21 protein-coding genes are annotated in these 22,381 nt (G+C 65.8%); 7 read left to right on the forward strand and 14 right to left on the reverse strand.

Annotated elements, in window-relative coordinates:
- Positions 1–44: 44 nt before the first annotated feature.
- Complete coding sequence (locus ABH940_RS15865) at positions 45–1,733, reverse strand: ParB/RepB/Spo0J family partition protein (protein WP_370066272.1); 1,689 nt, start codon at positions 1,731–1,733, stop codon at positions 45–47.
- A 426-nt stretch (positions 1,734–2,159) separates the two neighbouring features.
- On the opposite strand from ABH940_RS15865, the gene ABH940_RS15870 reads away from it, so the two are divergent.
- Positions 2,160–2,300 (forward strand): DUF397 domain-containing protein, encoded by a 141-nt coding sequence (locus ABH940_RS15870; protein WP_370066274.1) that lies wholly within the window; start codon positions 2,160–2,162, stop codon positions 2,298–2,300.
- Positions 2,301–2,451: 151 nt separating this feature from the next.
- Positions 2,452–2,655 (forward strand): hypothetical protein, encoded by a 204-nt coding sequence (locus ABH940_RS15875; protein WP_370066275.1) that lies wholly within the window; start codon positions 2,452–2,454, stop codon positions 2,653–2,655.
- Positions 2,656–2,821: 166 nt separating this feature from the next.
- Here the strand turns inward: ABH940_RS15875 and ABH940_RS15880 are convergent, their stop codons facing one another.
- The 8 genes from ABH940_RS15880 to ABH940_RS15915 form a co-directional block, all read right to left on the reverse strand.
- Positions 2,822–3,499 carry an aminoglycoside phosphotransferase family protein gene (locus ABH940_RS15880; protein ID WP_370066277.1) on the reverse strand — a complete coding sequence of 226 codons (678 nt, stop codon included), beginning with the start codon at positions 3,497–3,499 and terminating at the stop codon, positions 2,822–2,824.
- Positions 3,500–3,644: 145 nt separating this feature from the next.
- On the reverse strand, positions 3,645–4,109 hold the full coding sequence (locus ABH940_RS15885; protein ID WP_370105490.1) for a hypothetical protein: 465 nt from the start codon (positions 4,107–4,109) through the stop codon (positions 3,645–3,647).
- A gap of 96 nt (positions 4,110–4,205) precedes the next feature.
- Positions 4,206–6,017: a group II intron reverse transcriptase/maturase gene (ltrA, locus tag ABH940_RS15890; RefSeq protein WP_370105491.1), complete on the reverse strand. Its 1,812-nt coding sequence runs from the start codon at positions 6,015–6,017 to the stop codon at positions 4,206–4,208.
- 577 nt (positions 6,018–6,594) lie between these two features.
- Positions 6,595–7,011 carry a nitrilase-related carbon-nitrogen hydrolase gene (locus ABH940_RS15895; RefSeq protein ID WP_370105492.1) on the reverse strand — a complete coding sequence of 139 codons (417 nt, stop codon included), beginning with the start codon at positions 7,009–7,011 and terminating at the stop codon, positions 6,595–6,597.
- Between the two features lie 142 nt (positions 7,012–7,153).
- A complete protein-coding gene (locus tag ABH940_RS15900; protein ID WP_370066642.1) occupies positions 7,154–7,510 on the reverse strand; it encodes a DUF6296 family protein in 357 nt (118 codons plus the stop codon).
- A 10-nt stretch (positions 7,511–7,520) separates the two neighbouring features.
- On the reverse strand, positions 7,521–8,816 hold the full coding sequence (serS, locus tag ABH940_RS15905; RefSeq protein WP_370066281.1) for a serine--tRNA ligase: 1,296 nt from the start codon (positions 8,814–8,816) through the stop codon (positions 7,521–7,523).
- 446 nt (positions 8,817–9,262) lie between these two features.
- A complete protein-coding gene (locus ABH940_RS15910; RefSeq protein ID WP_370066283.1) occupies positions 9,263–10,024 on the reverse strand; it encodes a methyltransferase domain-containing protein in 762 nt (253 codons plus the stop codon).
- A gap of 99 nt (positions 10,025–10,123) precedes the next feature.
- Complete coding sequence (locus ABH940_RS15915; protein ID WP_370066285.1) at positions 10,124–10,870, reverse strand: phytanoyl-CoA dioxygenase family protein; 747 nt, start codon at positions 10,868–10,870, stop codon at positions 10,124–10,126.
- Positions 10,871–10,965: 95 nt separating this feature from the next.
- Here ABH940_RS15915 and ABH940_RS15920 point away from each other — a divergent pair, with 95 nt between their 5' ends.
- The gene (locus tag ABH940_RS15920; RefSeq protein WP_370066287.1) at positions 10,966–11,439 is read left to right on the forward strand and encodes an NUDIX domain-containing protein; all 474 of its coding nucleotides are present in this window, start codon (positions 10,966–10,968) and stop codon (positions 11,437–11,439) included.
- A 208-nt stretch (positions 11,440–11,647) separates the two neighbouring features.
- The gene (locus tag ABH940_RS15925) at positions 11,648–12,115 is read left to right on the forward strand and encodes an NUDIX hydrolase (RefSeq protein WP_370066289.1); all 468 of its coding nucleotides are present in this window, start codon (positions 11,648–11,650) and stop codon (positions 12,113–12,115) included.
- 154 nt (positions 12,116–12,269) lie between these two features.
- On the opposite strand, the gene ABH940_RS15930 is transcribed toward ABH940_RS15925, so the two are convergent.
- Entirely contained in the window at positions 12,270–12,728 is a 459-nt protein-coding gene (locus ABH940_RS15930) for a 2OG-Fe(II) oxygenase (RefSeq protein WP_370066291.1), read from the reverse strand.
- A 64-nt stretch (positions 12,729–12,792) separates the two neighbouring features.
- Here ABH940_RS15930 and argS point away from each other — a divergent pair, with 64 nt between their 5' ends.
- The 3 genes from argS to aspS all read left to right on the forward strand — a co-directional run bounded on the left by argS (position 12,793) and on the right by aspS (position 16,887).
- Positions 12,793–14,517 carry an arginine--tRNA ligase gene (gene argS, locus ABH940_RS15935; protein WP_370066293.1) on the forward strand — a complete coding sequence of 575 codons (1,725 nt, stop codon included), beginning with the start codon at positions 12,793–12,795 and terminating at the stop codon, positions 14,515–14,517.
- 160 nt (positions 14,518–14,677) lie between these two features.
- Positions 14,678–15,196, forward strand: coding sequence for an N-acetyltransferase family protein (locus ABH940_RS15940; protein ID WP_370066295.1), 519 nt, complete (start codon positions 14,678–14,680; stop codon positions 15,194–15,196).
- Positions 15,197–15,522: 326 nt separating this feature from the next.
- Entirely contained in the window at positions 15,523–16,887 is a 1,365-nt protein-coding gene (aspS, locus tag ABH940_RS15945) for an aspartate--tRNA(Asn) ligase (protein WP_370066297.1), read from the forward strand.
- 590 nt (positions 16,888–17,477) lie between these two features.
- Here the strand turns inward: aspS and ABH940_RS15950 are convergent.
- The 4 genes from ABH940_RS15950 to ABH940_RS15965 all read right to left on the reverse strand — a co-directional run bounded on the left by ABH940_RS15950 (position 17,478) and on the right by ABH940_RS15965 (position 22,378).
- A complete protein-coding gene (locus ABH940_RS15950; protein WP_370066299.1) occupies positions 17,478–17,654 on the reverse strand; it encodes a hypothetical protein in 177 nt (58 codons plus the stop codon).
- A gap of 372 nt (positions 17,655–18,026) precedes the next feature.
- Positions 18,027–20,492, reverse strand: coding sequence for a leucine--tRNA ligase (gene leuS, locus ABH940_RS15955; RefSeq protein ID WP_370066301.1), 2,466 nt, complete (start codon positions 20,490–20,492; stop codon positions 18,027–18,029).
- 54 nt (positions 20,493–20,546) lie between these two features.
- Entirely contained in the window at positions 20,547–21,632 is a 1,086-nt protein-coding gene (locus ABH940_RS15960; protein ID WP_370066303.1) for a hypothetical protein, read from the reverse strand.
- Positions 21,629–22,378: a class I SAM-dependent methyltransferase gene (locus tag ABH940_RS15965; RefSeq protein WP_370066305.1), complete on the reverse strand. Its 750-nt coding sequence runs from the start codon at positions 22,376–22,378 to the stop codon at positions 21,629–21,631. The genes ABH940_RS15960 and ABH940_RS15965 overlap by 4 nt, the downstream gene beginning before the upstream one ends.
- Positions 22,379–22,381: the final 3 nt, after the last annotated feature.

The following is a 22,381-nucleotide window of genomic DNA, read 5'->3' on the forward strand; positions in this document are numbered from 1 at the left end:
GCACCCCCGGCAGTTGTCAGGGAGGGATCGCCCCTCCCCTAGGGTTAGGCCGCGATCAGCTCGTTGATCTCCGGGAAGCGGGCTTCCCAGTCGATCTCCTCCGCCTCCCCCGCGTCCTCGCTGTCCAGGTCATCCGGCTCGTCGTCCATGACGATCTCCAAGTGCCTGCTCTGCGAGTCCGCCTCGTCCTCCTGGTCGTCGTCGGCCGCCAGCTCGGGCGCGTCCTCCTCGTCCCGGTCCTCGTCCTCCTCAGCTTCGGCCGCTGCCTTCGCGGCTGCCCGCGCCTCGGCTTCGGCGATCTTCGCCCGGAGCCCGGCGAGCAGCTCGACCTCGGGTTCGTGCAGCTCGTAGCCGTAAGCCATAAGGAACTCGAACCATTCGATGGCGGCCCACTTGTCTCCGTAGCCGGAAGCCGCCTGGCGCACAGCACGTTCCGCGCGGACCGCGACGGTGGCGAGAAGCGCCAAGGGCAGGCGCGCCTCGGCCATCCGCCCGACGAACCGGCCGTACCTCGCACGTGGGTCGTCATCACCCGGTGCCTTGAGGAGCGACAACGCTTCGGGGCTCGCCTCGTCTGCCCCCAGCGTGAAGAGCATCGCGATCAGCTTCCGGGTCATCCCCTTCGGCACCTTCTTGGAGCGGCAAAGTTCCTGGATGTACTCGTGCCGGACCTCCTCAGCGATGGCCAGCGCCTCCCGGCGCTCACGGGCGCCCTGCTCCGCCGCCGCCTTGGCAGCCTCCTCCGCCGGGCTTAGGAACGAGTAGGAAGCGGGCACCTGGTGCCCGTACTGGTGGGGGTCGCGGCAGAGGAACGTCGCCTTGAGGTCGCCGTCCTGGTGCTCGTTGAAGAACGCCGCGTTCCCGGGGCAGTCCTTGTGATTCTCCGGGCTCAGGACAACGCCGTCACCATCAGCGAGGCGGTCAAGGCCAACCTCCTTCGATGACTTCCACGAGAAGCCGTACGGCTCGCCGACCATCCGAACGCCAGCGGCCTTGAGGGCCTGTGTGGTCTCCTGCCGCAGCACGGCCCGCGCCGCCTTCCGCCGCTCGTCCTTAATCGCCCAGGTCAGCGATCCGGCCTTCTCGATCGTGCCGAGCAGCCGCTTGTACGCCTTGGGATCGCCCTCGAACTCAGACAGCAGCGTGGCGTCCTCCAGCGTGAGCGCGCCCTTGTCCACAGCGACCCGGGCCGTCTTCGGCATCGCGGCCAGCGCGATCGACGCCCGGACCTTCTTCGGGTCCTGGGCGACCCGAGTGGCGATCTGGTCGGCGTCGAGTCCGAGTTCGATGGACAGCTGTGCGTAGGCGTCGGCGATCTCGCTCTGGCGCATGTCCTCGCGGTGCATATTCTCGGCCAACTGCGCGATGATCCGCGCCTCTTCGGCGGTCAGGTCGTTGCGGACTATGACGTCCACGGTCCGACCGGCCTCGATCGAGCCCTTGGCTCGCCGGTTGCCGAGGATGATCGCGATCCCATCCTCATGGGGGGTGGCGATGATCGGCTGATAGAGACCGTTCTCCTTGATCGAACCGACGAAGTCCGGGGTCAGTTCGGCCTTGCGGACGTTGCGGGTGAAGATCAGCTCGGACGGGTCCACGTCTTCGAGCAGCACCTTCGCCGCGACCGGCGCCGGGTCGGCGGCATCGGCGGTCAGTTCGACCTCTGCGGCGGCCAGCTCCGGCGAGTCAGCCTCGTCGTTCAGCAGCCCAATGGGGGCGAGTACGGTGGTCACAAATCCTCCAACAGGTGCTTGGTCTCTGTCCGTTGGGCGGAGGTGCCATCCCCTCCCAACAAGAACAATAGTATCCCGAAAAGGGTTTTCCGTCAACTCTCTTCGGCGACCCCAAGCCTTTCGGGCGCGGCGGATTCATGATCGTTTTGGCCTCGTGCGGAAGGTGCGGCGGTGCAGCTGCCCAGCCCATACACACCTCCCCCGTCCCCCTGATAGCTGCCTGGGGTCCGGGGCAAAGAGGCCGTCCGGGTCAAGGGTCGGCCGAAGGCCGGTGGCGCAGCCACGCGCAGCGCCCTTGAGGCGGACGGCCGGCCCCGGATACTGGGCCGCGGAAGGGGGACGGGGGACCACGGACGGCCTCGCCCGACCACCGCAACAAGGGGGCCCGCGCCGACCGGCTGCCAGCCCACACCACCCCATCAGAGCGTGGAGTTCGGCGCCGTCGGCGGCTTCGTGGCCGTGCGCGATTCCCAGCGGCCCGAGCAGACGCCGTTGATCTACACGCGCGACGAGATCAAGGCAATGATCCTCGGCGCCAAGGCCGGGCACTTCGATCACTTCGCCTGACCGCATCACCGCAGCCAGTGACGAGAGGCGGAGGCCGGCCCCAGAGATAGTGGGGCCAGCCTCCGCCGTCATCCTCCCAGAACCCGCATCGATCCAAACCGTCTGCCCATCCTCAAGATCCAGCCACGTTTACGGCGTCGGGGCCTCCCAGATGGTCGCCACCCAGCTCCAGGATTCCGGCTTCACCCTGGCCGACAGCATCGGTGAGGAAGTGCTCGTCACCGCGGCGCCGCCGCCCGGCTGGGATCGGACCGCCCACCGCGCCGGCTGCGACGCCGAGGTTCTCGCGGCCCTCAGCGAACCTGCTGCCCCGGATCGGCCCCGCAGGCGCGCACTGTGGCGCCGATGGCGTTGAGAAGCCCCAAATACCTCATCGAGCGGGGCCGCACCCGGGTCGGGCTGCGGCGGTACGTTGTGCCGATGACCGATTCCCTGCCGCCCGGCGGCGCTGTGCTCGATGTGGACGAACTGGCGGTTGCCCTCGGATGCCCTGAGTCGACGCTGCCTCAGTAGTTCACCAACTACTTGAGGGCGTCTTCAAAGACTTTGCGGTGCTCGGCAGTGTGTTCGTGCTCTCGCCGGGACCAGGTGATGCTATCCGAGATCTGCTGGGCAGTGGCTTCGACGGCCTGGAAGCCGGCCTGCACCTCCGCCCAGAAGCGGACGTTGCGGGCCTGCCGTTCCAGCATCGCGTCGACGAGCACAGCACGCTCAGGACCAGCCAGGCCATAGGCGTCCGCCAGCACACGCACCTGAGTGGCCTGAACATCCGCAGGAGGCGCTCCGGCCTTCGAGGACACACACCACGTCCAGGTCATATACCCGACATCCTCCAACGGGCTGCCCGGCGCAGCCATGTCGAAGTCGATGAAGGCGGTGGGCCGGTCTTGGATGAAGACCGTGTTGTTCGGGCCCGGGTCGTGGTGGCAGACGGTAGCGAACGGTACGGCGAGTTCGCTGCCGCGGATGGCGTCGTGCAAGGCGCGAAGCAGCACGCCCGCGTCGGCCACCTGAGCGTCGGTCCAGCGCTGGAACTTGGCCGGCACTCGGCCGGGCAGGTAGCTGAGGATGTCCCGTCCGGCTTCGTCGCGGCCGAGGTACCGAGGAGCGCCGCTGAAACCGCGCTGTTCGAGATGGCGGAGCAGCCGGGCGGTGAACGGCGACGACGCCGAGGCCGGACGGCGCACGGTGTTACCCACCCGGACCACTCCCTGGGTGAGACGGCCCCCGCTGAGCGGGATCTCGGCTTCGCCTCTGCTGAGCATGCGTTCTCCTTCTCCGAGTCCCACGGGGTGGATTCACTATGGGTTCCGATCGAGGCCGCCGAGCCGTGGAACAGGTCACTCAGAACAGGGTTCGGGTGTCGCTTCTGGCGTCCCCCTGCACGATCCGCCCGTCGTAGAGCCCTGCCCGTGCTAAGCGGCGCCAGGGACGTGCGTGACGCACGGCGATCTCGATATCGGTGTCGGCCGTGCCGAGGTCGATGTCTGCGACGGCTAGGGCCGGTCGGCCGTCGCCTGGGCAGCGAGCGAGCCACCGCCCGCCCGGCGCGACGATCCCGGACGGCACTGTCGCGCTGAACTGAGCCGGCACTGAGTAGCCGATCCAGTAGCTGTACAAGGTGCCATAGGCCTGCCCCACGACCGCCCGCGCCGCGTCGTCGACCATGACCGACAGCAGCACACAGTCGACGTCCAGGCGCTCGTACTCGGCGAACAGTTCGGGGAAGTTGGCCTCGATGCACAGGGCACATCCGAACCGAACTCCGTCGACCTCGAAGACGAGCGGCGCTGTCCCCGGGGTGTACATGAGCGAGACCTCGGTGTTCGACAGTCGGGTAGCGGGGACGCATTGCTGCGCCCCCGCCCCCTCAGAACCGTGCGTGCGCCTCTCAACGCACACGGCTCAAGCAAGCCGCGAGGGCTTCGCAGGCATACGGGTCAACTTGTCCCGTGCATGATGTTGCCGGTGACATTCTGCGTGCACAAGAGCGAGATTCTTGATCTCATCCCCGCCGCCTTGGCTGCGATACACAATGTGGTGCCTATTCAAGCCACCCCCGCGGAGTTCCAGCGCCGCATCCTGGATACTGAGCCAGGCGCTGTTCGGGTCGAACTCCACGTCTGCGATGAGCCATTGCCTACACTCCGGGCACTTGCCCCGTTGAATCTCCCACAGGGCGAGGTCCCGTTTGTTCAGTGTCGGCTTCTTTTGTCGGCGACGCTTTTCCCAGAATCGGGCAAGTGCCGGGTCATATGGTGAGGCCCGACCTCCGACCGGTCTGTGGTAAGCGATCTCCAGCCACGTAAACTTTGGTAGATACTTCCCGGACTTCCTGTCCCCGAAGACCCACACATCGTTGCGCTGCTGGTTAAATCTCCCGAAATACTGGTTGCGTACCCAGCCATTCGTTTTCGTCGGGTGCCGCCACTGCCCCCACCGGTAGAGCACAGTCCAAACATAAGTGTCGAGCTGGGAGAATACCCGCTTGGCGGAAACCTTGCGGTGATAGTTCCCCCATCCGATCACAACTGGCCGGAGTGCCTTGATGATGGCAGCTGCATTGGAGCCCTTCATGTGCCGGACTTCTTCGCGTATGCGGCTCCTGATTCTCTTGACGGATTCCTTGCTCGGTGCGGCAAGAACCTTGCCATCCCTCATCCTCCGGACTGTAAAGCCAAGGAAGTCGAAGCCATCGTCAATGTTAACGATACGACTTTTCTCCTCGTTAAACCGCAGCCCTCGCGGTTCCAGCCAGGTGGCGAGTGCGGCCCGAACTTGCCTAGCCTCTTCTTCCGAGTGGCACAGGACCACGAAATCATCGGCATACCGAATAAGTGCCGGACTGCCCTTGCGGAGCCTGAGCCCTTCGCTCTTGCTCTGCCAGTAGAGGCATCCGGCTGCCGTTTCCATCCCATGGAGTGCTACGTTCAGGAGGAGGGGACTGATCACTCCGCCTTGAGGAGTACCTTCTCCGGTTGGGGAGAACCTTCCCCTCTCCATCGCGCCGGCCTTCAGCCATTGTCGAACAAGTTCCCGACCTGGGAACATGCCGATACTGGTCATCAAGTGGCCGTGGTCGATGCGGTCGAAAGCCGCAGCCAAGTCGGCGTCCAGTATCCACGTGCGCTGGGTGTTGGTTGTCGCCAGCGCGTTGTGGATGACTGCGATCGCATCATGGCAGCCTCTTCCGGGCCGAAACCCGTATGAGCGCGGCTCGAAGCGCGCTTCCCACTCAGGCTCCAGGGCATTCTTCACCCTGGCTTGCATTACCCGATCCCGGATCACGGGGATTCCGAGTGGCCGCATCTTTCCATTGCTCTTTGGGATATACACGCGCTTGACTGGCCGGGCTTTCCACGGGTCCGACTGGGCGAGGAGATCCTCGGCCAGTTGTTTCCGCTTGCTGGGCGTGAGGGCAACCTCTCCGTCCACCCCGGCCGATTTGCGCCCCGAGCTGTGCTGTGTCACTCGTCGAACGCTCACGAGCGTATTGCTTCGCGACCTCAGCATTAGCTTTTGCAGGTTCCTGACTTTCTTCAGGTCCCCTTCCTGCGCTGCCTTGAAGATTCTTTGGCCCAGTCGCCGTACGTTGCGCTCCTCTGTGGCCCAGTCGATGCTGTGCCACGAAGGTATTGCCCCGTCCTTCGGTCCGTTCGATCCCAAGGGATCGTCCAACTTGTCCTCCGGTTCCGGTTTCTCGCCTCTGTACTTCAACAGCTCACCAGGCCCACGTCAGCACCGTTTCCGGCTGGCTATATGCCTATCCAGCAAGTTATGCACGGGTTTGGTTGACCGTGGTTTCCTTGTGCCTTTCGGCGGCTGGCTTTCGCTTCTTGGGCCTTCCTGCCCCGCTGAGGAATTCACCTTTCTTGCGTCCGGCCTACCAGTTGGACTGGACCCCATCGGGATTTCCATGTTCCGCATCCTGGAGATGCGTGCGGTCCGGATGCCCTCTTTGCCCCGAGGTTGGCGGTACTCCCCCTCCAGTGATTCCCGCCGGAGGTCGCCTGACGCCTCTCAGCGCCGAACCTTGGACCCAGTTGAACTGACGTCTCCCTGGGCTGACATTCACGAGGCTTTAAGTAGAGGGTTCACTTACGTTCATCCCTCCGCACTTCCCCTCACCTGTTCTGCCCTGACGTCTGGGCAGTTCTTGGGCTTGCACGCTCAGCTCCGCACCCCTCCGTTACCAGAGACGCACGTGAGCGCGGGGATCGGCCGTGAGTACTGGCCGAGATGCGTCCCACCCCTCCCTTCTCCTGTGGTTTTGCATCACTCCATTGATGCGACTTCATGTCGCACGGAAGCGCTTGTCGTAGCGGGCGACGAGGCGGCCCTGGTCGGAAATCACGTAGAGGCTGTTGTGCGGGCGGTGCGGCGGTGTGAGCGGGTGGATCGAGCCGAAGGCGACCCAGAGGCCGAGCTGGCCGGCCAGGTCGGCGATCGACTTCGCCTCCTCGCGCAGGACATCCCATGGGACCCGGCTCCAGTCCGAGGCAACGAGGGTTCCTGGCCCACCCGACGACATCACGTGCTTGCTCGGGTAGGTGATCGCTCCCTCGGGGAACTGCACCAGTCGTGCGCCCTCTCTGCCCGCCTCCCGGACCAGGTCTCGGATTTCCGCCCCGCTCGCCCGCAGTGCGCCGGTGTCCGTCGGGTCCTCCGGCACCGTGCTCTGCGCGACCGCCAACCGCAGTGTCTTGGCCATGTGGGGACGATACCGGTGGGCGCGGGTGCGCGGCGGCATGTTCAGGTCGAGGAGGCGCGTGTGCCGGTGGCGACCCCGGTCTCGACGAGGCCCGGGCGGCAGTCGAGGACAAATGCGTGCACGGTGGCGCCGGTCTCCGTCCTCAGCCGTTGGCCAGGGTGTCCTGGATCTTGACCCGGTTCGGGCTGGCACCGGCGGTGTCCGGGTAGACGGACCCGCCGTCGGCGCCGATGTGGTCGGTGACGTGGACGACGACCACCTCGGGCGGCCGGCGGCCGGGGCGGGTTCGCCGTCCGGGGCCGTCGCCGCAGCCCGGCTCACCACGATCCTGCGGGGCTGGGGCGCCGGTACGACTAGCGCCGTGACCTTGCCAGTCGCGGCCACCGCCACTGCGAATCGCCTCACGGTCAACAGCCCGGTCCGCTCCCGCAGCCCGCAGCGATCCCCGGGACAGCTCGGCCAGCCCGCCCGGCCGGCCGCCGCCCCTTCCTGCGATCAGCCGACTTCGGTCACCGTGGCACCGACGGCGTCAGAACCGCGCTCCGGAGCCACGGTTGAAGTACCTGGGGCACTGTGACGGCACCGTCGGGCTGCTGGTGCTGTTCCAGGATGGCCGGCAGGAGGCGGCTGGTGGCCAGCCCGGATGCATTGAGGGTGTGAAGGAAGGCTGGCTTCCCCTGCGCTGGGCGGTAGCGGATATTGCCGCGCCGAGCCTGGTAGTCGCGGGCGTTCGACACTGAGCTGACCTCGACGTAGGCGTTGATGCTGGGCAGCCAGACTTCCACGTCGAAGGTCTTGGCCATCGCGGCGCTGGTGTCCTCGGCGGCCAGGCGGGTGACCCGGTAGTGCAGGCCGAGATCAGCCACCAACTGCTCTGCCTTGCCGAGGAGTTCCTCGTGTGCGGCATCCGAGGCATCAGGGCGGACGAACTGGAACAGTTCGACCTTGTCAAACTGGTGGCCGCGCAGCGTCCCGCGTTCGGTCGCGCGGTACCCGCCGATCTCCTTGCGATAGCACGGCGAGTACGCGAAGTACCTCCTCGGCAGGTCCTCCTCCGGCAGGGTTTCGTCGCGGTGGAGGTTGACCAGGGCAGTCTCCGAGGTGGGCAACAGGAACCGTCGCGGTCCGGGTTCTCCGGTCTCTCCAGGCTCGATGACGAAGACGTCGTCGGCGAACTTGGGGAACTGGCCCGCCGTGTAGCCAGCCTCGTAGGTCAGCAGGTGCGGGGGCAGGACGAACTCGTAGCCGTCGCGCAGGTGGGCCTGGACGAAGAAGTTGAGCAGCGCCCATTCGAGCAATGCGCCGTTGCCGCGGTAGATCCAGTGGCCGCTGCCGCCCAGTTTCACGCCGCGCTCGTAGTCGACGAGCCCCAGGCGCTGAGCGAGGGCGACGTGGTCGCGGGCCGGGAAGGCGAACTGCGGTGGCGCGCCGATCGAGCGCACGACCTCGTTGTTCTCCTTGCCGCCGGCCACCACGTCGTCGTCGGGAAGATTGGGCAGCTGGTCGAGGAAGTCCTTCCGGGCGGTACCCAGTTCGGCGAGCCGGGCCTCCAGCTCGGTCAGGTCCGCGCCGACGATCTCCGACCGCGCACGCAGCACGGTCACGTCCTGGCCGGCGCGGAGCAGCCGAGCGACCTCCGCTGAGATCTGCTTCCGCTCGGCCCGCAGGCTCTCCACCGCGGTTCGAGCGTGGCGGAACTCCTCGTCGAGCATGAGGAACGGTGCGAGATCGACCTGAAGTCCTCGCTTGGCCAAGGCGTGCTGCACGCGCGCCGGGTGTTCTCGGATCAGGGTGATGTTCAACATGGTGACGGGCGCTCCGCTCGGTCGATCCGCGACGTGATCCCTTGGGAGCGCGGGCGAGCAGGGACTCGCGGTGCCACCGCGCCTTCGCCGCCGACAGGTGGCAGCCTCAGCCCGGCTCGGTCACGGGAGCCAGCCGGCGGGGCATTGGACCTGGCGGCCGTTCCTCCCCGCGCTCAGGAGGGGATTCGCCTTGGGGCGCGAGACTGCCTTTCCAGCTACCGGCAGCTCTCTCGGCTCGCGTGGTCCCGCGGCTACTCGTCTCCGTCATCGCGTTGCCCCCAAGCGTAGGGCGGGCTGATCCGGCAAGCAACGAGGTTACTGCGAGCGGCGCGGCGGTCGGCTTTCGCGCGGCGCCTGAGTTCTGGGGCGGCCCCCTTGGACGTCATGCCGCCCGTGATGCCGCCGTTCCGGCAGCTGACGCTGGCCACCTCGGGGCGAGCCTCACGCTACGCCGCGCGCTTGGCACTTACGACCAGCGCCGTCTCGGCGAAGAAGAACCGCGCGCCCGCAGCCGCGTCCTGCACTGCTGTGTGCCATGCCTCGACCTCCTCGAGGTCCACGAGGCCCTTCCCCCGCTGGGCCGAACTGGTCAGCGCCTGCCTGATGTTCTCGACGCGCCGGGCCGCTTGGCCGTCCAACTCGGTTGAGGACGTGACCCACGTGGCGACCCGCTCCAAGGTCAGCGGCGATGCCTGAACCAGCCCGGGGAGCTTCCGACCGATCCGCCCATCCGCATAGTCCATCCACGGCTGTTGATCATCGGTGAAGGCATGACAGATCCGTCTGTCCAGGTCGCGATCCGGCCCCGCGATCACGATGGAGTCGAAGTCCACGTGCGCCAAGACCGCGCGACCACCGGGCTTGAGCAGCCGCCAGATCTCCGCGAGGAACGCCGACGCGTCCGGAAGGCACTCGAGCACGTTGTACGAGACGACCGCGTCGGCGCAGCCGTCAGGAAGAGGGACTGGCTCTCGCAGGTCTGCGACCAGGACTTCGCTTCCGCCGGCGTGATCACCCAGCAGTTCCCGGGCCGCCTCGACGCTCGCCGTGGAGCGGTCGAACCCGGTCAGGCGCACCATGGGGAACCTGTGGGCGAAGGCCGCCAGCGTTGGCCCCCTTCCACAGCCGAGATCGACCACTCGCCCCTGTGGGGGTGTCTCAGCTGAGTCAACCAACTGATGGTGAATTGGCTCATCGTTCTCGGACATCCTGAGTTCTCCATCAATGCTGTGCTCATCTGAGCAGATGGTCAGCGTTCAGGTGGCTCTTCCCTGCAACGCGAAGGGGAGAGCCACCTCTGTCAGGAATCACGGGGAAGCGAACTCGACCAGCGGAGAAGTGACGACCTCGCGCCAGCGAAGACGATGACCGGCCGCGTGAAGCCGGAAGTACACCGCTTCGCGGCGCTCGTCGGTGGCGGTGCCGAAGTGGCCACCGATGTTGTGTGCGAGCAAGTAGTGCACGAGGACGAGGCTCCCGGCCGGGGCGGTGACCTGGATGGGTTCGCCCAATTCGACCGGCGGATAGGGAATCGCGCTCCCCAGAGCATCGGCACCGTGCTCCCGCAGCCAGCGCCCGGTTCGCAAATGGGTGCCCGGCCAGACCCACAGGTTGCCGCGGTCGACTTGTTGCTGGTCGGTGAGAACCACGCCGACGAGCACCGTGAAAGTGCCCGGCCGGCCGTCATCCTCGGTGGGCGTCAAGCCATCGATGTGCGGCGCGCTCGGACGGTGAGGATAGGGCGGGATGGTCAGCGCGAGTTGCGCGAACTCAGGCTCGTCCAGCAGGAGTTCGTGGTGCATGAACGACTGAACCACGCCACCGACGCCGCTGTTGCCGTAGAGCTCGAGCAGCCTGTGGCAAGGTGTATCGAAGTGCGGCCACAGGAAATACGGCCCGGTGTGGCCGGCTGGGGGCGGGGTCTGTGCCACGTAGTCCGCGACGGCTGCGCGCCAGTCCGACACCTGCTGAGCGGAGAGGATGTCGGGCAGCACGGCGTAGCCTTGATCGCGAAAGTGGCTCATCACCAACCGAGTTGGGGTAACCATGGCCATGAGTAGAGCGGTTGACGTCGATCGGGGCAACCGAAAATAGCTCAGCGGAAGCAACCGTGCCCACGTCGCTACTGATCGAGAGAGAGCCCACTACCATGCCCGAGATCATCAAGCGCAGCGCCCGGGCGATTCTGCTCGACGGCGATCACCTGGTCCTCATCAAGCGGACCAGACCCGGTCGAGACCCGTACTGGGTCACAGTCGGCGGTGGCGTCGAAGAGGCAGACGCCAGCATCGAAGACGCCCTGCACCGAGAGGTGTACGAGGAACTCGGCGGAACAATCGACGGCCCTCAGCTTGTCTATCTGATCACCGATCACCTGGCTGACGGCATCAGCGTTCAGCATATCTTCGCCGCACGCCTGGCAAGCATCGACCTGGACGCCCGCACGGGCACCGAATTTCACCGGCCCGAGCGCGGTGGCTACGAGGTTGTCAGGGTTCCCTTTGCCCCAGACGCGGTCCGGGCTGTCAACCTGATGCCGCCCCAGCTGGCGGAGTACCTCATCGCGAACACCGACGCGATCACGTCGGTTGTTGCAGGCCCCTCGATGACGTCAACAACCTGATCGGCTGCTCGCTGCGGCCCCTGATCTAGCAGGCCAGGGGGTGGATCTGGGACGCCACTGGTGGTCGGCGCGCTCGGTTGTCATCGCGGCAGCAGGTACTTCGATGGGATCCGCAGCGACGGATGGTTCGACAGCTACGCTCAGAGCCTCGAAGCAGTCTGGGCTGTCGCCTGGCCGTGGACGGACGACCTTGAGGAGACCCACTCGCATGGGCCGAGTTGAGTACTACGACGACCCGGCGGCTCCTGCGGCCAACGCGCTCGTCCCCGCCAGCAATCTGCTCGTCACGGATGACGACGGCGCGATCCTGCTGCAGCGCCGCCGTGACACTGGACAGTGGGCACTGCCGGGCGGAAAACAGGACATCGGGGAATCGGCCGCGGACTGCGCGGTGCGCGAGTGTCTGGAGGAGACCGGCATCATCGCGGAGGTCACCGGCTTCCTCGGGGTCTACTCCAACCCGGTACACATCGTCGCCTACAGCGACGGGGAGATCCGCCAGCAATTCGAAGTGGCCTACATCGGGCGGCCGATCGGCGGCACGCCCACGATCAACGACGAGGCCGACGGCGTGTGCTGGGTCCACCCTGGCGACCTGGACGACTACGACATCCACCCGAGCATGCGCCAGCAGATCGGCGACTACCTCAGCGGCAAGTACCCCTACCTGGCATGATCCGGCGCCGCCGCGGCAAGCCTGGCCTCGGCTCGCGCCGCCGCAGTGCTGCGCTCGCGGATCTACGATGCCTGACACATTGGCGCGATCCGCTTGAAGCGGCACCGCCTGGGCGACGGCCCCGTGCCCAGCCCAAGGCCGTCGCGGACGCGCTTCATGCGGCCCGCTGAACGCTGCCCTTCACGTCTCGGCGGGCCAGCAGCGTGTACCGGGAACCTGCGGTTATGGGCCGGACGCTGTGCAGGAAGTGGCGGGTTGCGGGGAAGGCGACGAGGGCGCCCTTGGCGGGGCGGAGGTCCAGCGGCGGCGCCTCGAAATAGAGTGCGCCGCCGCCGTACTCGTCAGGGCCGCTGAGGAAGAGGACCGTGGTGAGGTCGCCACCGATCACGGGCTGGCCGTTGGTGGCGGCGCGCTCCAGCGCTACCTCGGTCACCTCGTCGTGGTGCGTGACGAAGCCAACGCCCTCCCCGTACCGGTAGATGAGGGTCGGCCGGCCGGGAACCGGGTACGTGTCGACGCCGAAGAAGGCGTCGATGAGCGGCGTGACAGCGGCCGTTCGACTCGCTGCTCGCTCTGATCGACCGAAGAGCACGTGGCCTCGAGTAGAGCCCACGAGTCGGTCGAAACAGCCGGAAAACCCCTCGGCAGGAGGAGCAGAGCGGTTCTAAGATCCGGAAATGGCTAACCTGGAAGAGCTGCTGCGTCAGCGGCTCAAATCGGCGTTCGAGGCAGTGGCGGGAACTTCCGTGGACCCCCTCGTCCGACGATCCCAGCACGCGCACTTCCAGTCCGACGCCGCCCTGCCCCTCATCCGCAAGATCGGCGGCAACCCGCGCGACCTCGCCGCGAAGGTGGTCGAACAGGCCCAGCTCGACGACCTGTGCTCGTCCGTTGAGATCTCCGGGCCAGGCTTCATCAACCTCACCATCTCCGACGACTCGCTCGGCCGATTGCTAGCTGGCATGCTCGACGACGACCGACTGGGCGTTCCGCAGGTCGAGGCACCCGAGACGATCACCGTCGACTACTCGGCGCCGAACGCCGCCAAGGAGATGCACGTCGGGCACCTCCGGTCGACGATCATCGGTGACGCCGCCGTGCGCCTGCTCGATTGGCAGGGTCACACGGTGATCCGCCAGAACCACATCGGCGAATGGGGCACGCCGTTCGGCATGCTCGTCGAACACCTCCTGGACATCGGCGAGTCCGAGGCCGCCCACGAGCTGTCCGTCGGAGACCTCAACGGCTTCTACCGTGCCGCGCGAAGCAAGTTCGACGCCGACGAGACCTTCAAGGACCGCGCCCGCAAGCGCGTAGTCCTGCTGCAGAGCGGCGACGAGACCACGCTGCGGCTGTGGCGCACCCTGGTTGACGAGTCAAAGACGTACTTCCTCACCGTCTACAGCACGCTGGGCGTGCGCCTGAACGAGGACGACTTCTTCGGGGAGAGCTACTACAACAACCAACTCCATTCGGTTCTATACGAGTTGGACGCGCTGGGGTTGCTCCGTGACAGTGAAGGCGCCAAGTGCGCCTTCCCGGGCAACTACCTCAACCGAAACGGCGATCCGCTGCCGATCATCGTTCAGAAGGGCGACGGCGGTTTCGGCTACGGCGCCACCGACCTCGCTACCGTCCGGCACCGCCTGCGGAACCTGCACGCCACCCGGCTGCTCTACGTCGTCGGCCTGCCCCAGCACCAGCACCTCGAGATGGTCTACGAGACCGCCCGCGAGGCCGGCTGGCTCGCCCCGCCAGCCCGCGCCGAGCACGTGGGCCACGGCTCGATCCTCGGCAGCGACGGCAAGATGCTGCGGACCCGCGCCGGCATCTCGGTCAAGCTCGTCGACCTCCTCAACGAAGCGATCGTCCGGGCCGGCACGGTCATCTCGGAGAAAAACCCGGAACTCGACGAGGACACCCGGGCAGCCGTAGCTTGGGCAGTCGGGATCGGCGCGGTCAAGTATGCCGACCTGTCGACCGACCGCCTCAAGGACTACGTCTTCGACTATGACCGGATGCTGTCGTTCGAGGGCAACACCGCCCCGTACCTTCAGTACGCCCGGGCCCGGATCTGCTCGATCTTCCGGCGCGCCGGGGTAGAGCCTGACCGCTCCATCGGCACGCTGGTCATGGCGGAGCCGGCCGAGCGCGCGCTCGCGCTGGAACTGGTCGGCTTCGGCACGCTGATCTCCGAGGTCGCAGAAGACCTGGCGTTCCACCGGCTCGCGCACTACCTCTACGGCCTCGCCAGCGCCTTCACGTCCTTCTACGAGAAGTGCCACGTCCTCCGTGCTGAGGGAGACATCCTGCAGAGCCGGCTCGCCCTGTGCGACCTCACAGCGCGGACCTTGGCACTCGGCCTGGACCTGCTCGGGATCGAGGCCCCCGACCAGATGTGACGTGGCTGTCCCGCAGACCGTCAGAGCGTGCCGCTCAGGGATACGCCACCTCGGATGCAAATCAGCTACTGGCACAGGAGCCGCGTGGCGCTCCTCCGAGACCATTCGGCATGGCGATCCGAACGCCGACCGGCGCGGATCCAGCCCGGAAGGACGCAACGTGCTCATTCGCGGAGTGGTCACCGCTGACATCCCAGCGCTGGCCCGCGTGCACGTTGATGCCTGGCATGTCGGATACGCCGGTCTGATGCCGCAAGGCCTGCTCGACACGACGACCATGGAACGCCGCACCGCATCGTGGGAACGCACCGTGCGCACCCAACGTGACCCCAGAGAGAAGATATTGATCGCTGAGGTCGACGGAACCCCCGTCGGCTTCGCGCACACTGGCCCTGGTCGCGACCCGGACGCTGCGGGCACGGGGGAGCTTTGGGCGCTGAACGTAGCGCCGTCGCATTGGGGCAGCGGTCTGGCTCCCCATCTCCTCGAGGCAGTCCACGAAGCCCTGCGTCACGCCGGCTTCGAAAGGGCGACCCTGTGGGTGCTGGCGGGCAATACCCGTGCCCGCAGGTTCTATGAAAGGCACGGCTGGGGCCCTGACTCCGTCACTCGCGAGGAGACCATCAGAGGCTTCAGTGTCGCTGAGCTGCGGTACACACTCGACCTGCGCCTCGACTGAGCTGCCACCTGCCCTCCTGTCTGAAGGAGGGCTATCGCCCGGTCTCCTCACGGGTGACGGTCTCGGGTACTCCTTCGCGCCACCCGTATGGGGGATCAGGTCACGTCCGTCGTTTTCGCGTTGCCGTCTCGGGTGCCGTGCCTCTACCCTCACAGGCAGCGCGTTGAGGGAGACGAGTACCTGCGGGACGGCGCGAGCCGAGAGAGCTGCCGGAAGCTGTGAAGGCAGTCTCACGCCCCCGAAGGGAAGACACTCCTGAGCGCAGGGAGGAAATGCCCTGCCGGCCGGCCCCCGTCATCGGGCCCGAATGAGGCCGCCGCCCCCGGGTGGTGGCGAAAGTGCGGTGGCACCGCGAGTTGCCCCTTCTCGCCCGCACTCCCAAGGGATCACGACGACGCCCCTGGAGGGCTGCGATGATCCACCCTACGACCCGCGTACTGGCCGCTGAACTGCCGAAGCACGCGGGTGAATCCGTCGAAATCCGTGGCTGGCTGCACCGCCGCCGTGGACTCAAGTCCGTCACCTTCCTCGTGATCCGTGACCGTTCCGGCCTGGCGCAAGTGGTGACTACCGAAGCGCGGGTCGACTTCCCCGAGGAGACGGTGTTGCGGGTGCGGGGAATGGTCACTGCCAACGCCCAGGCTCCCGGTGGTGTCGAGCTGACGTCCCCTGAGATCGACGTACTGTCCAGCCTCGCGCAAGCTCCGCCGTTCGACCTGTACCGCCCGACGGTCCCAGCTGGTCTCCCGACGATCCTGGACAACGCGCCGGTGGCGTTGCGACATCCGCTGTTGCGCGCTCCGCATCAGATCTCCGCTGCCTCCGTGGCCGGCTTCCGCGGCGCTCTGGACGGCCTCGGGTTCACTGAGATTCAGACGCCGAAGATCGTCTCTTCGGCGACCGAGTCCGGTGCCAACGTGTTCGCGCTCGACTGGTTCGGCGCCAAGGCGTACCTGGCGCAGTCCCCGCAGTTCTTCAAACAGGCCCTGGTCGGGGTCTTTGAGCGCGTGTACGAGACAGGCCCTGTGTTCCGCGCCGAGCCGCACGACACTGCCCGGCACCTGGCGCAGTACACGAGTCTGGACGCCGAACTGGGCTTCATCGCCGACCACCGCGAGGTGATGGTGGTGCTGCGTGAGGCGGTCGCGGGGATGGTGGAGTCCGTGGCCGGGCGGGCCAGCCGGGCGGTGGAGCTGCTGGGGGTGAAGCTGCCGGTGGTGCCGGCGGAAATTCCACAGATCCATTTCTCGGAGGCCATGCGGATGCTGGGGACGGACGAGCCGGACCTTGCTCCAGCGCATGAGCGGTGGCTCAGTGAGTGGGCGCTTCGGGAGCACGGGAGTGAGTTCCTGTTCGTCGTCGGGTATCCCATGAAGAAGCGGCCGTTCTACACGCACCCGGAGCCCGGCAGGCCCGAGTACTCCAACAGCTTCGACCTGCTGTTCCGCGGGCTGGAGCTGGTCACGGGCGGACAGCGGCTTCACCGTCATGAGGACTACCTGGCGGCGCTCGCGGCGCGTGGGGAGTCCGCGGAGCCCTACGCGAGCTACCTCCAGGCGTTCGCGCACGGGATGCCACCGCATGGTGGGTTCGCTCTGGGACTCGAGCGCTGGACGGCCCGGATTACGGAGGCCGACAACATCCGCCGTACGACGCTCTTCCCCCGGGACCTGCACCGACTGACTCCCTGAACAATGCACAGGGCGCCCACCCGGACGACGTGCTGACCGGGTGGGCGCCGTGTGCATTTCTCAGCTTCGGGATGGCCGCGCAGTCAGGCGTGCCGCAGTTGGGGGTGGGTGCTCCGAGGATCTCGCGGACATCCTCAGGCAGGTCCGCCGGCCAGCACGGAAGGGACCATGAACTGAGAACACATCAGATCTGGACGTCGGACTGGTGAGGTTGGCCCAGTGCACGTCCCCGTGGGCCGTCGACCAGGCGAGTGCAGCGGTGTCGATGGCGACTCCCAGGTACCGCGGCATGGCCCGGTCCAGATACTCCTGACGGACCGCCACGCGACTGGTGGGAACCTCGGCGATCGCGTTGAGGGCGGTGCTGAGGCCGCTCCACCAGGCATCGTCCAGATCCGGGACCGTCCGAAGCAGGGGCTCCTCAGTGGTGACGGTCCGAGCGGTGACCTTGTCGTTCAGCTCCGCCAGGTAGCCGTACTCGCCCTCGGTCCAGGTACGCCGCTCGCGCAGACGCGGGCGGGGTGGAGTAGAGAGCGATCGCCGCTGGTGTGGAAGGCACTTACCCGCTGTTCTGGCCGAGGCCCAGGATTTCAGCCGGCGACGGCGATGACGGCGACTCGGCGCAGGAGGTGAGCGGTCGGCAGGCGCCGTCTGGCCTCGCTCTGCAGACCGGCGAACGCCGTGTTCTTACCCGGATCGCCGAATTGGAGTGCGACGCGGTAGGTGCGCAGGTAGGTGAGGTCCCCCGTGTTCTGAGTCGCCCACACGGTGTGGGCCGTGGGAGTAGCGGCGGGGCAGCCCCATTCGGCAGGATCTTGGGCACGACGCGCTCACCGCGGCCATCGAGGATGCCACCCGGCTGCTCGGCACGCGCTGACGACGACCAAGCTCCGCTACGCGACACGGCGTCAGCGGGCCCTGGCTATCAGCCTCTGCGGATGGGCGATGCGGCTGGCCGGAACCTCGCAGATGGCGTTGGTGAGGCCGCGCTGGCGCCCATTGCGCAGCACTCGTTGTCAGCGAAGCAACCCCCGACACCCCGCCCTCGACTGCTATCGCCTGGCCCCAGGTGAATGGATACCCCGCTTCTACGGCTGGTTACCAGCACCGCCTTGCGGCAGCACTGGTAACCAGCACCGCTAAGCGATCAGAACGTTCACCAGTCGACCTGGTACAACGATGATTCGCTTGATACTTTGGCCCTCGACCTCGTGCTGGACCACGGGAAGAGCCTGGACTGCTTGACGGATTTCGTCCTCGGAAGCATCCGAGGGAACGCTCACCTCAGCCCGCGTCTTCGCGTTGATCTGGACGACGAGCTTGATCGTCTCAGACCGGAGCAGTGCCTCGTCAGCAACCGGCCACGGCTCTTCCCACACGCGCTTTCCGGTCAGCCGGTGGTAGATCTCACTGGAGACGTGGGGTGCGAACGGCAGCAGGAGCGATGCCAGGGTGCTGACCGCCTCGGTCACTGTCTTCTTCGCGATGCCGTCCTGCAGGGCCCGACTGCAGTCGTTGGACAGCGCCATCAGTGCGGCAATGGCGGTGTTGAATGCGAACCGCCCGGACATGTCCTCGGTGACCTTCTGGATGGCCCAGGCTGTCTTCCGCCGGAGGGCGAGATCACGCTCGGGGTCCGAGGCTGCGCCGATCAAGTCGGAGCCGGTGCTCGTGATCTGGTCGGTGTACCTCCAGACCCGCTTGAAGAACCTGTGAACACCCTCCAGTCCCTCGTCGGACCAGTCTGCGCCGTGCTCCGGGGGGCCCATGAACAGGACGTAGCAGCGGCCCGTGTCAGCGCCGTACTTCTCGACGATCGACCTCGGTGACACGGTGTTGCCCTTGGACTTGGACATCTTCGCGCCGTCTTTGGTGATCATCCCCTGCGTGAAGAGCGTGCCGAAGGGCTCCTGCACGGGGAGGAAGTCGAGGTCGGCGAGCGCCTTGCACAGGAAGCGCGAGTACAGGAGGTGCAAGATGGCGTGCTCGACTCCGCCGATGTACTGGTCGACCGGCATCCACGCGCGCGCCGCCTCTTTACTCCACGGCTCGTTGCTGTTGTTCGGGTCGCAGTACCGCAGGTAGTACCAGGACGAGTCGACGAACGTGTCCATGGTGTCGGTCTCGCGACGTCCCGGGCCGCCGCACTGCGGGCACTCGGTGCGGACCCAGTCCTCAGCGGTAGCCAGAGGAGATTTTCCCTTGGGGGCATAGTCCTCGACATCGGGGAGTGGGACAGGGAGTTGGTCCTCAGGGACTGGAACCAGCCCGCATCCGTCGCAGTAGACGATGGGGATGGGGCAGCCCCAGTACCTCTGACGGGACAGGAGCCAGTCGCGGAGCTTGTAGCTGACGACGGCCTCGCCCTGCCCGATGTCAGTGAGCTTGGCCGTGACTCGCGCGCCTGCGTCTCGGCTGGGTACCCCGTCAAACTCCGCGGAGTTGATGGCAACGCCCTCGCCGGCGTACGGAAGTTCAGGCGTCGCGCCGTCGGCAAGGCCGATGACAGGCTGGATCGGGAGTCTGAGCGCGTGGGCGAAGTCGAAGTCACGCTCATCGTGCGCGGGCACGCCCATGATCGCGCCGGTTCCGTACTCCATGAGCACGTAGTCGGCTACCACGATGGGGATCTTGTTGCCTGTCAGGGGGTGGATGGCATGCCGGCCGGTGACAACGCCCGTCTTCGGCCGCTCGTCGTTCCCGCGGTCGCTGTGTCCCGCGCGCCGAGCCGCGTTGGCGTACTCGCGGACCGCTGCTTCCTCCGGTGTCCCACTGGTGAGGCGCTCAAGGTCCGGATACTCCGGGGACAGCGCGATGAACGTAGCCCCGAACAGCGTGTCAGGCCGTGTGGTGAAGACCTGGATCTCGCCATCCACTTCGGCGCACCGGAAGGTGACGCTTGCGCCTTCCGATCGTCCGATCCAGGTACGCTGCATGGTCTTGACATGCGCTGGCCAGTCCAGGCCGTCGAGGTCGTTCAGCAGCCGCTCGGCGTATTCGGTGATCCGGAAGAACCACTGCTCGAGTTGCTTGAGTTCGACCAGGCTGCCGCACCTCTCGCACTGCCCGTCCACCACCTGCTCGTTCGCCAGCACCGTGGCGTCGGAAGGGCACCAGTTAACGGCGGACCGCTTGCGGTAAGCCAGTCCTGCCTTGAAGAGCTGCAGGAAGATCCACTGCGTCCAACGGTAGTAAGTCGGCTGGTGGGTGCTGATCTCCCGACTCCAGTCGATGGAGATGCCCCACTGCTTGAACTGCTCACGGAAGGAGGCGATCGACTCGTCCGTGGAGACCCGGGGGTGCTTCCCGGTGCGGATCGCGTGGTTCTCTGCCGGCAGTCCGAAGGCGTCGTAGCCCATCGGGTGCAAGACGTAGTAGCCCTGCCGGCGCAGGAAGTGAGCCACTGCGTCGCCGACCGCGTAGTTCTTGAGGTGGCCTACATGCGGCTCTCCGCTCGTGTAGGGCAGCATCTCAAGCACGTACGCGCGCTTGTCAGCAGCTAACGTGTTCGAGACTTCCCACGTCCGCTCCTCCCGCCAGAGTTTCTGCCAACGCTCTTCGATCGCACGGGGGTCGAACTGCGGCGATGGGTTGAGTTCGGTCATTGGAATCCTAATTCGCGACGAACTTGCCGAGCCATAGAGATGGCGCGCATTCTATCACATCTGAGCAGTGAGTGTTCGCAGCAAAAGCGCCCCAAATGTCCTGGCTCGGTGGATGGTCACCGGCATACCTTGATCGACTGCGTTCGGGTACTCAATGGTGAGTGCGACGCGCGTATTCTTACGGCTTCGAAGCCAAGCTGAGCAGCACTGTCCAGAGCGAGAATTGGCAGAATTCCAAGCGTGGTCGAAAAGTAGCAGCTGGGCTGACTGGAAGTTCTGCCCGCCTGGAAGCGAATTGAGTGTCGCTAGGAAGGTCTTGGCTACTTCCTTATCTCCAGGGTCGCCAGAGGAGACCACGTACGGCACTTCTTCAATAGGTCCACGCAGGCCGGGTGTATGCAGGTCCAGCGCAAATATGGTCCGGCCATCAGATGTGAGCCTGTCACGCAAAGCAGATACGGACCGATATGCACTTGAGTCGCCGTAGTCCCGGTTGTGATCCCAGGGCTTTCTGGCCTTCCCTTGGTCGCCATGGGCGACGCCATCCAGGTCCATGATGGGAAGTGCTACCAGCTCGCACTGGGAGGCGATGTGGTTTCCCGCTTGCCGCAGTCTAATGAACTCGCTGACCGCCCCCTCCAGCACGTATGAAGCCATGGCTTCGCAGGCATGGTGCCGGGCAGTGAGCAGAACGAGGTACTTCGATTTCGGCTGGGGCACTATGAGCATGGGGACGTTGCCGCCGATTTCACTGCGCGTCAGGGCCCGCCAAATCGCGGATGCCCCCAACTCGACGCGGAACGCCTCAAGTTCCCGAGGCCCGTACGGCATGGTTGCGGAGAGCCCCAGCACAGTCTGGCCCTGTAGAGGTACCTCGAAATCTGTGTCAGGTCCCGGTGATTCCCAAAGCCAGTTACGAGACTCCGCCGTGCTGACGACAGGCCCGAACTGGCCAATCAGTAGGGGGCGCGCCAGGCGAATGCGCACCATGATATCGCGATCTGAATGCAACCGCACATGCCAGTACCAACGGTCTCCGGTCGAGTCCCGCAGATCACGATCAATGACGAACTCGTGCGGCCCCACCTGATGCACAAGCCCGTTGCCGGTGGGAAACGCCGAGCTGATCCTGATAGTCACGAGCTTGTGCCGTCAACGGATTCGGCGATAAATATGAGGTGGCCTTTCCCGCGAGGCGACGGACTCTCCTTTCGGAAGCTCCCGTATTCCTCGGTGACCGTAAGGCCGGCTTCCTTCAGCAGTTGGCGAAGCTCCGGGGCGGTCAGCGCCATCTGGTCGAAGAAGTTGTCATACATTGACACCCGCCCGTCCGCCTCCCGGACCAGGATGGTCTCCTCGTGCCTCCAGTTGGCGGTGTGCGCATTCACCGCGTGCCGAATAAGCCGAGTGATCAGAATTCCTTCATGCCTGTGATGGGCGACGATATAGGGCTGATAGCTGTCGGCGAAGTTCAACATGTGGCCGATGTCTACAACGAATCGCCCGCCCGGCCGCAGCCATCCTCGCACCTTCGCCAGTAGCCTTCCGAGCTCGTCACGCTTGAGATAATTGAGTGTGACGAATACGGCATAGATCAGGTCGAACTGCTCCTGCGCCTCGTAGTCGGCAGCGCTGCAGTGGACGTACTCGATATCGCCGCCGGCCTTCATGGCGAAGTCGATGAATTGTTCGCTCTGGTCCACTCCTGTGCAGGCGTACCCAAGGTCGCTGAGAGCGCGGAGGTTGGTCCCGGTTCCACAGCCGAGATCCAGGACTCGACCGGCCGCCGGCAGGTAGGAAGAGAAGAAGGAACTCTCTACCTCCAGGTTCCGGAAGTCCTTCCTGATGATCTCGTAGTACTCGCCCGGGAATTCAAAGCCGGTCATCGT

The organism is Streptacidiphilus sp. BW17 (assembly GCF_041262485.1).
Lineage (GTDB): Bacteria > Actinomycetota > Actinomycetes > Streptomycetales > Streptomycetaceae > Streptacidiphilus.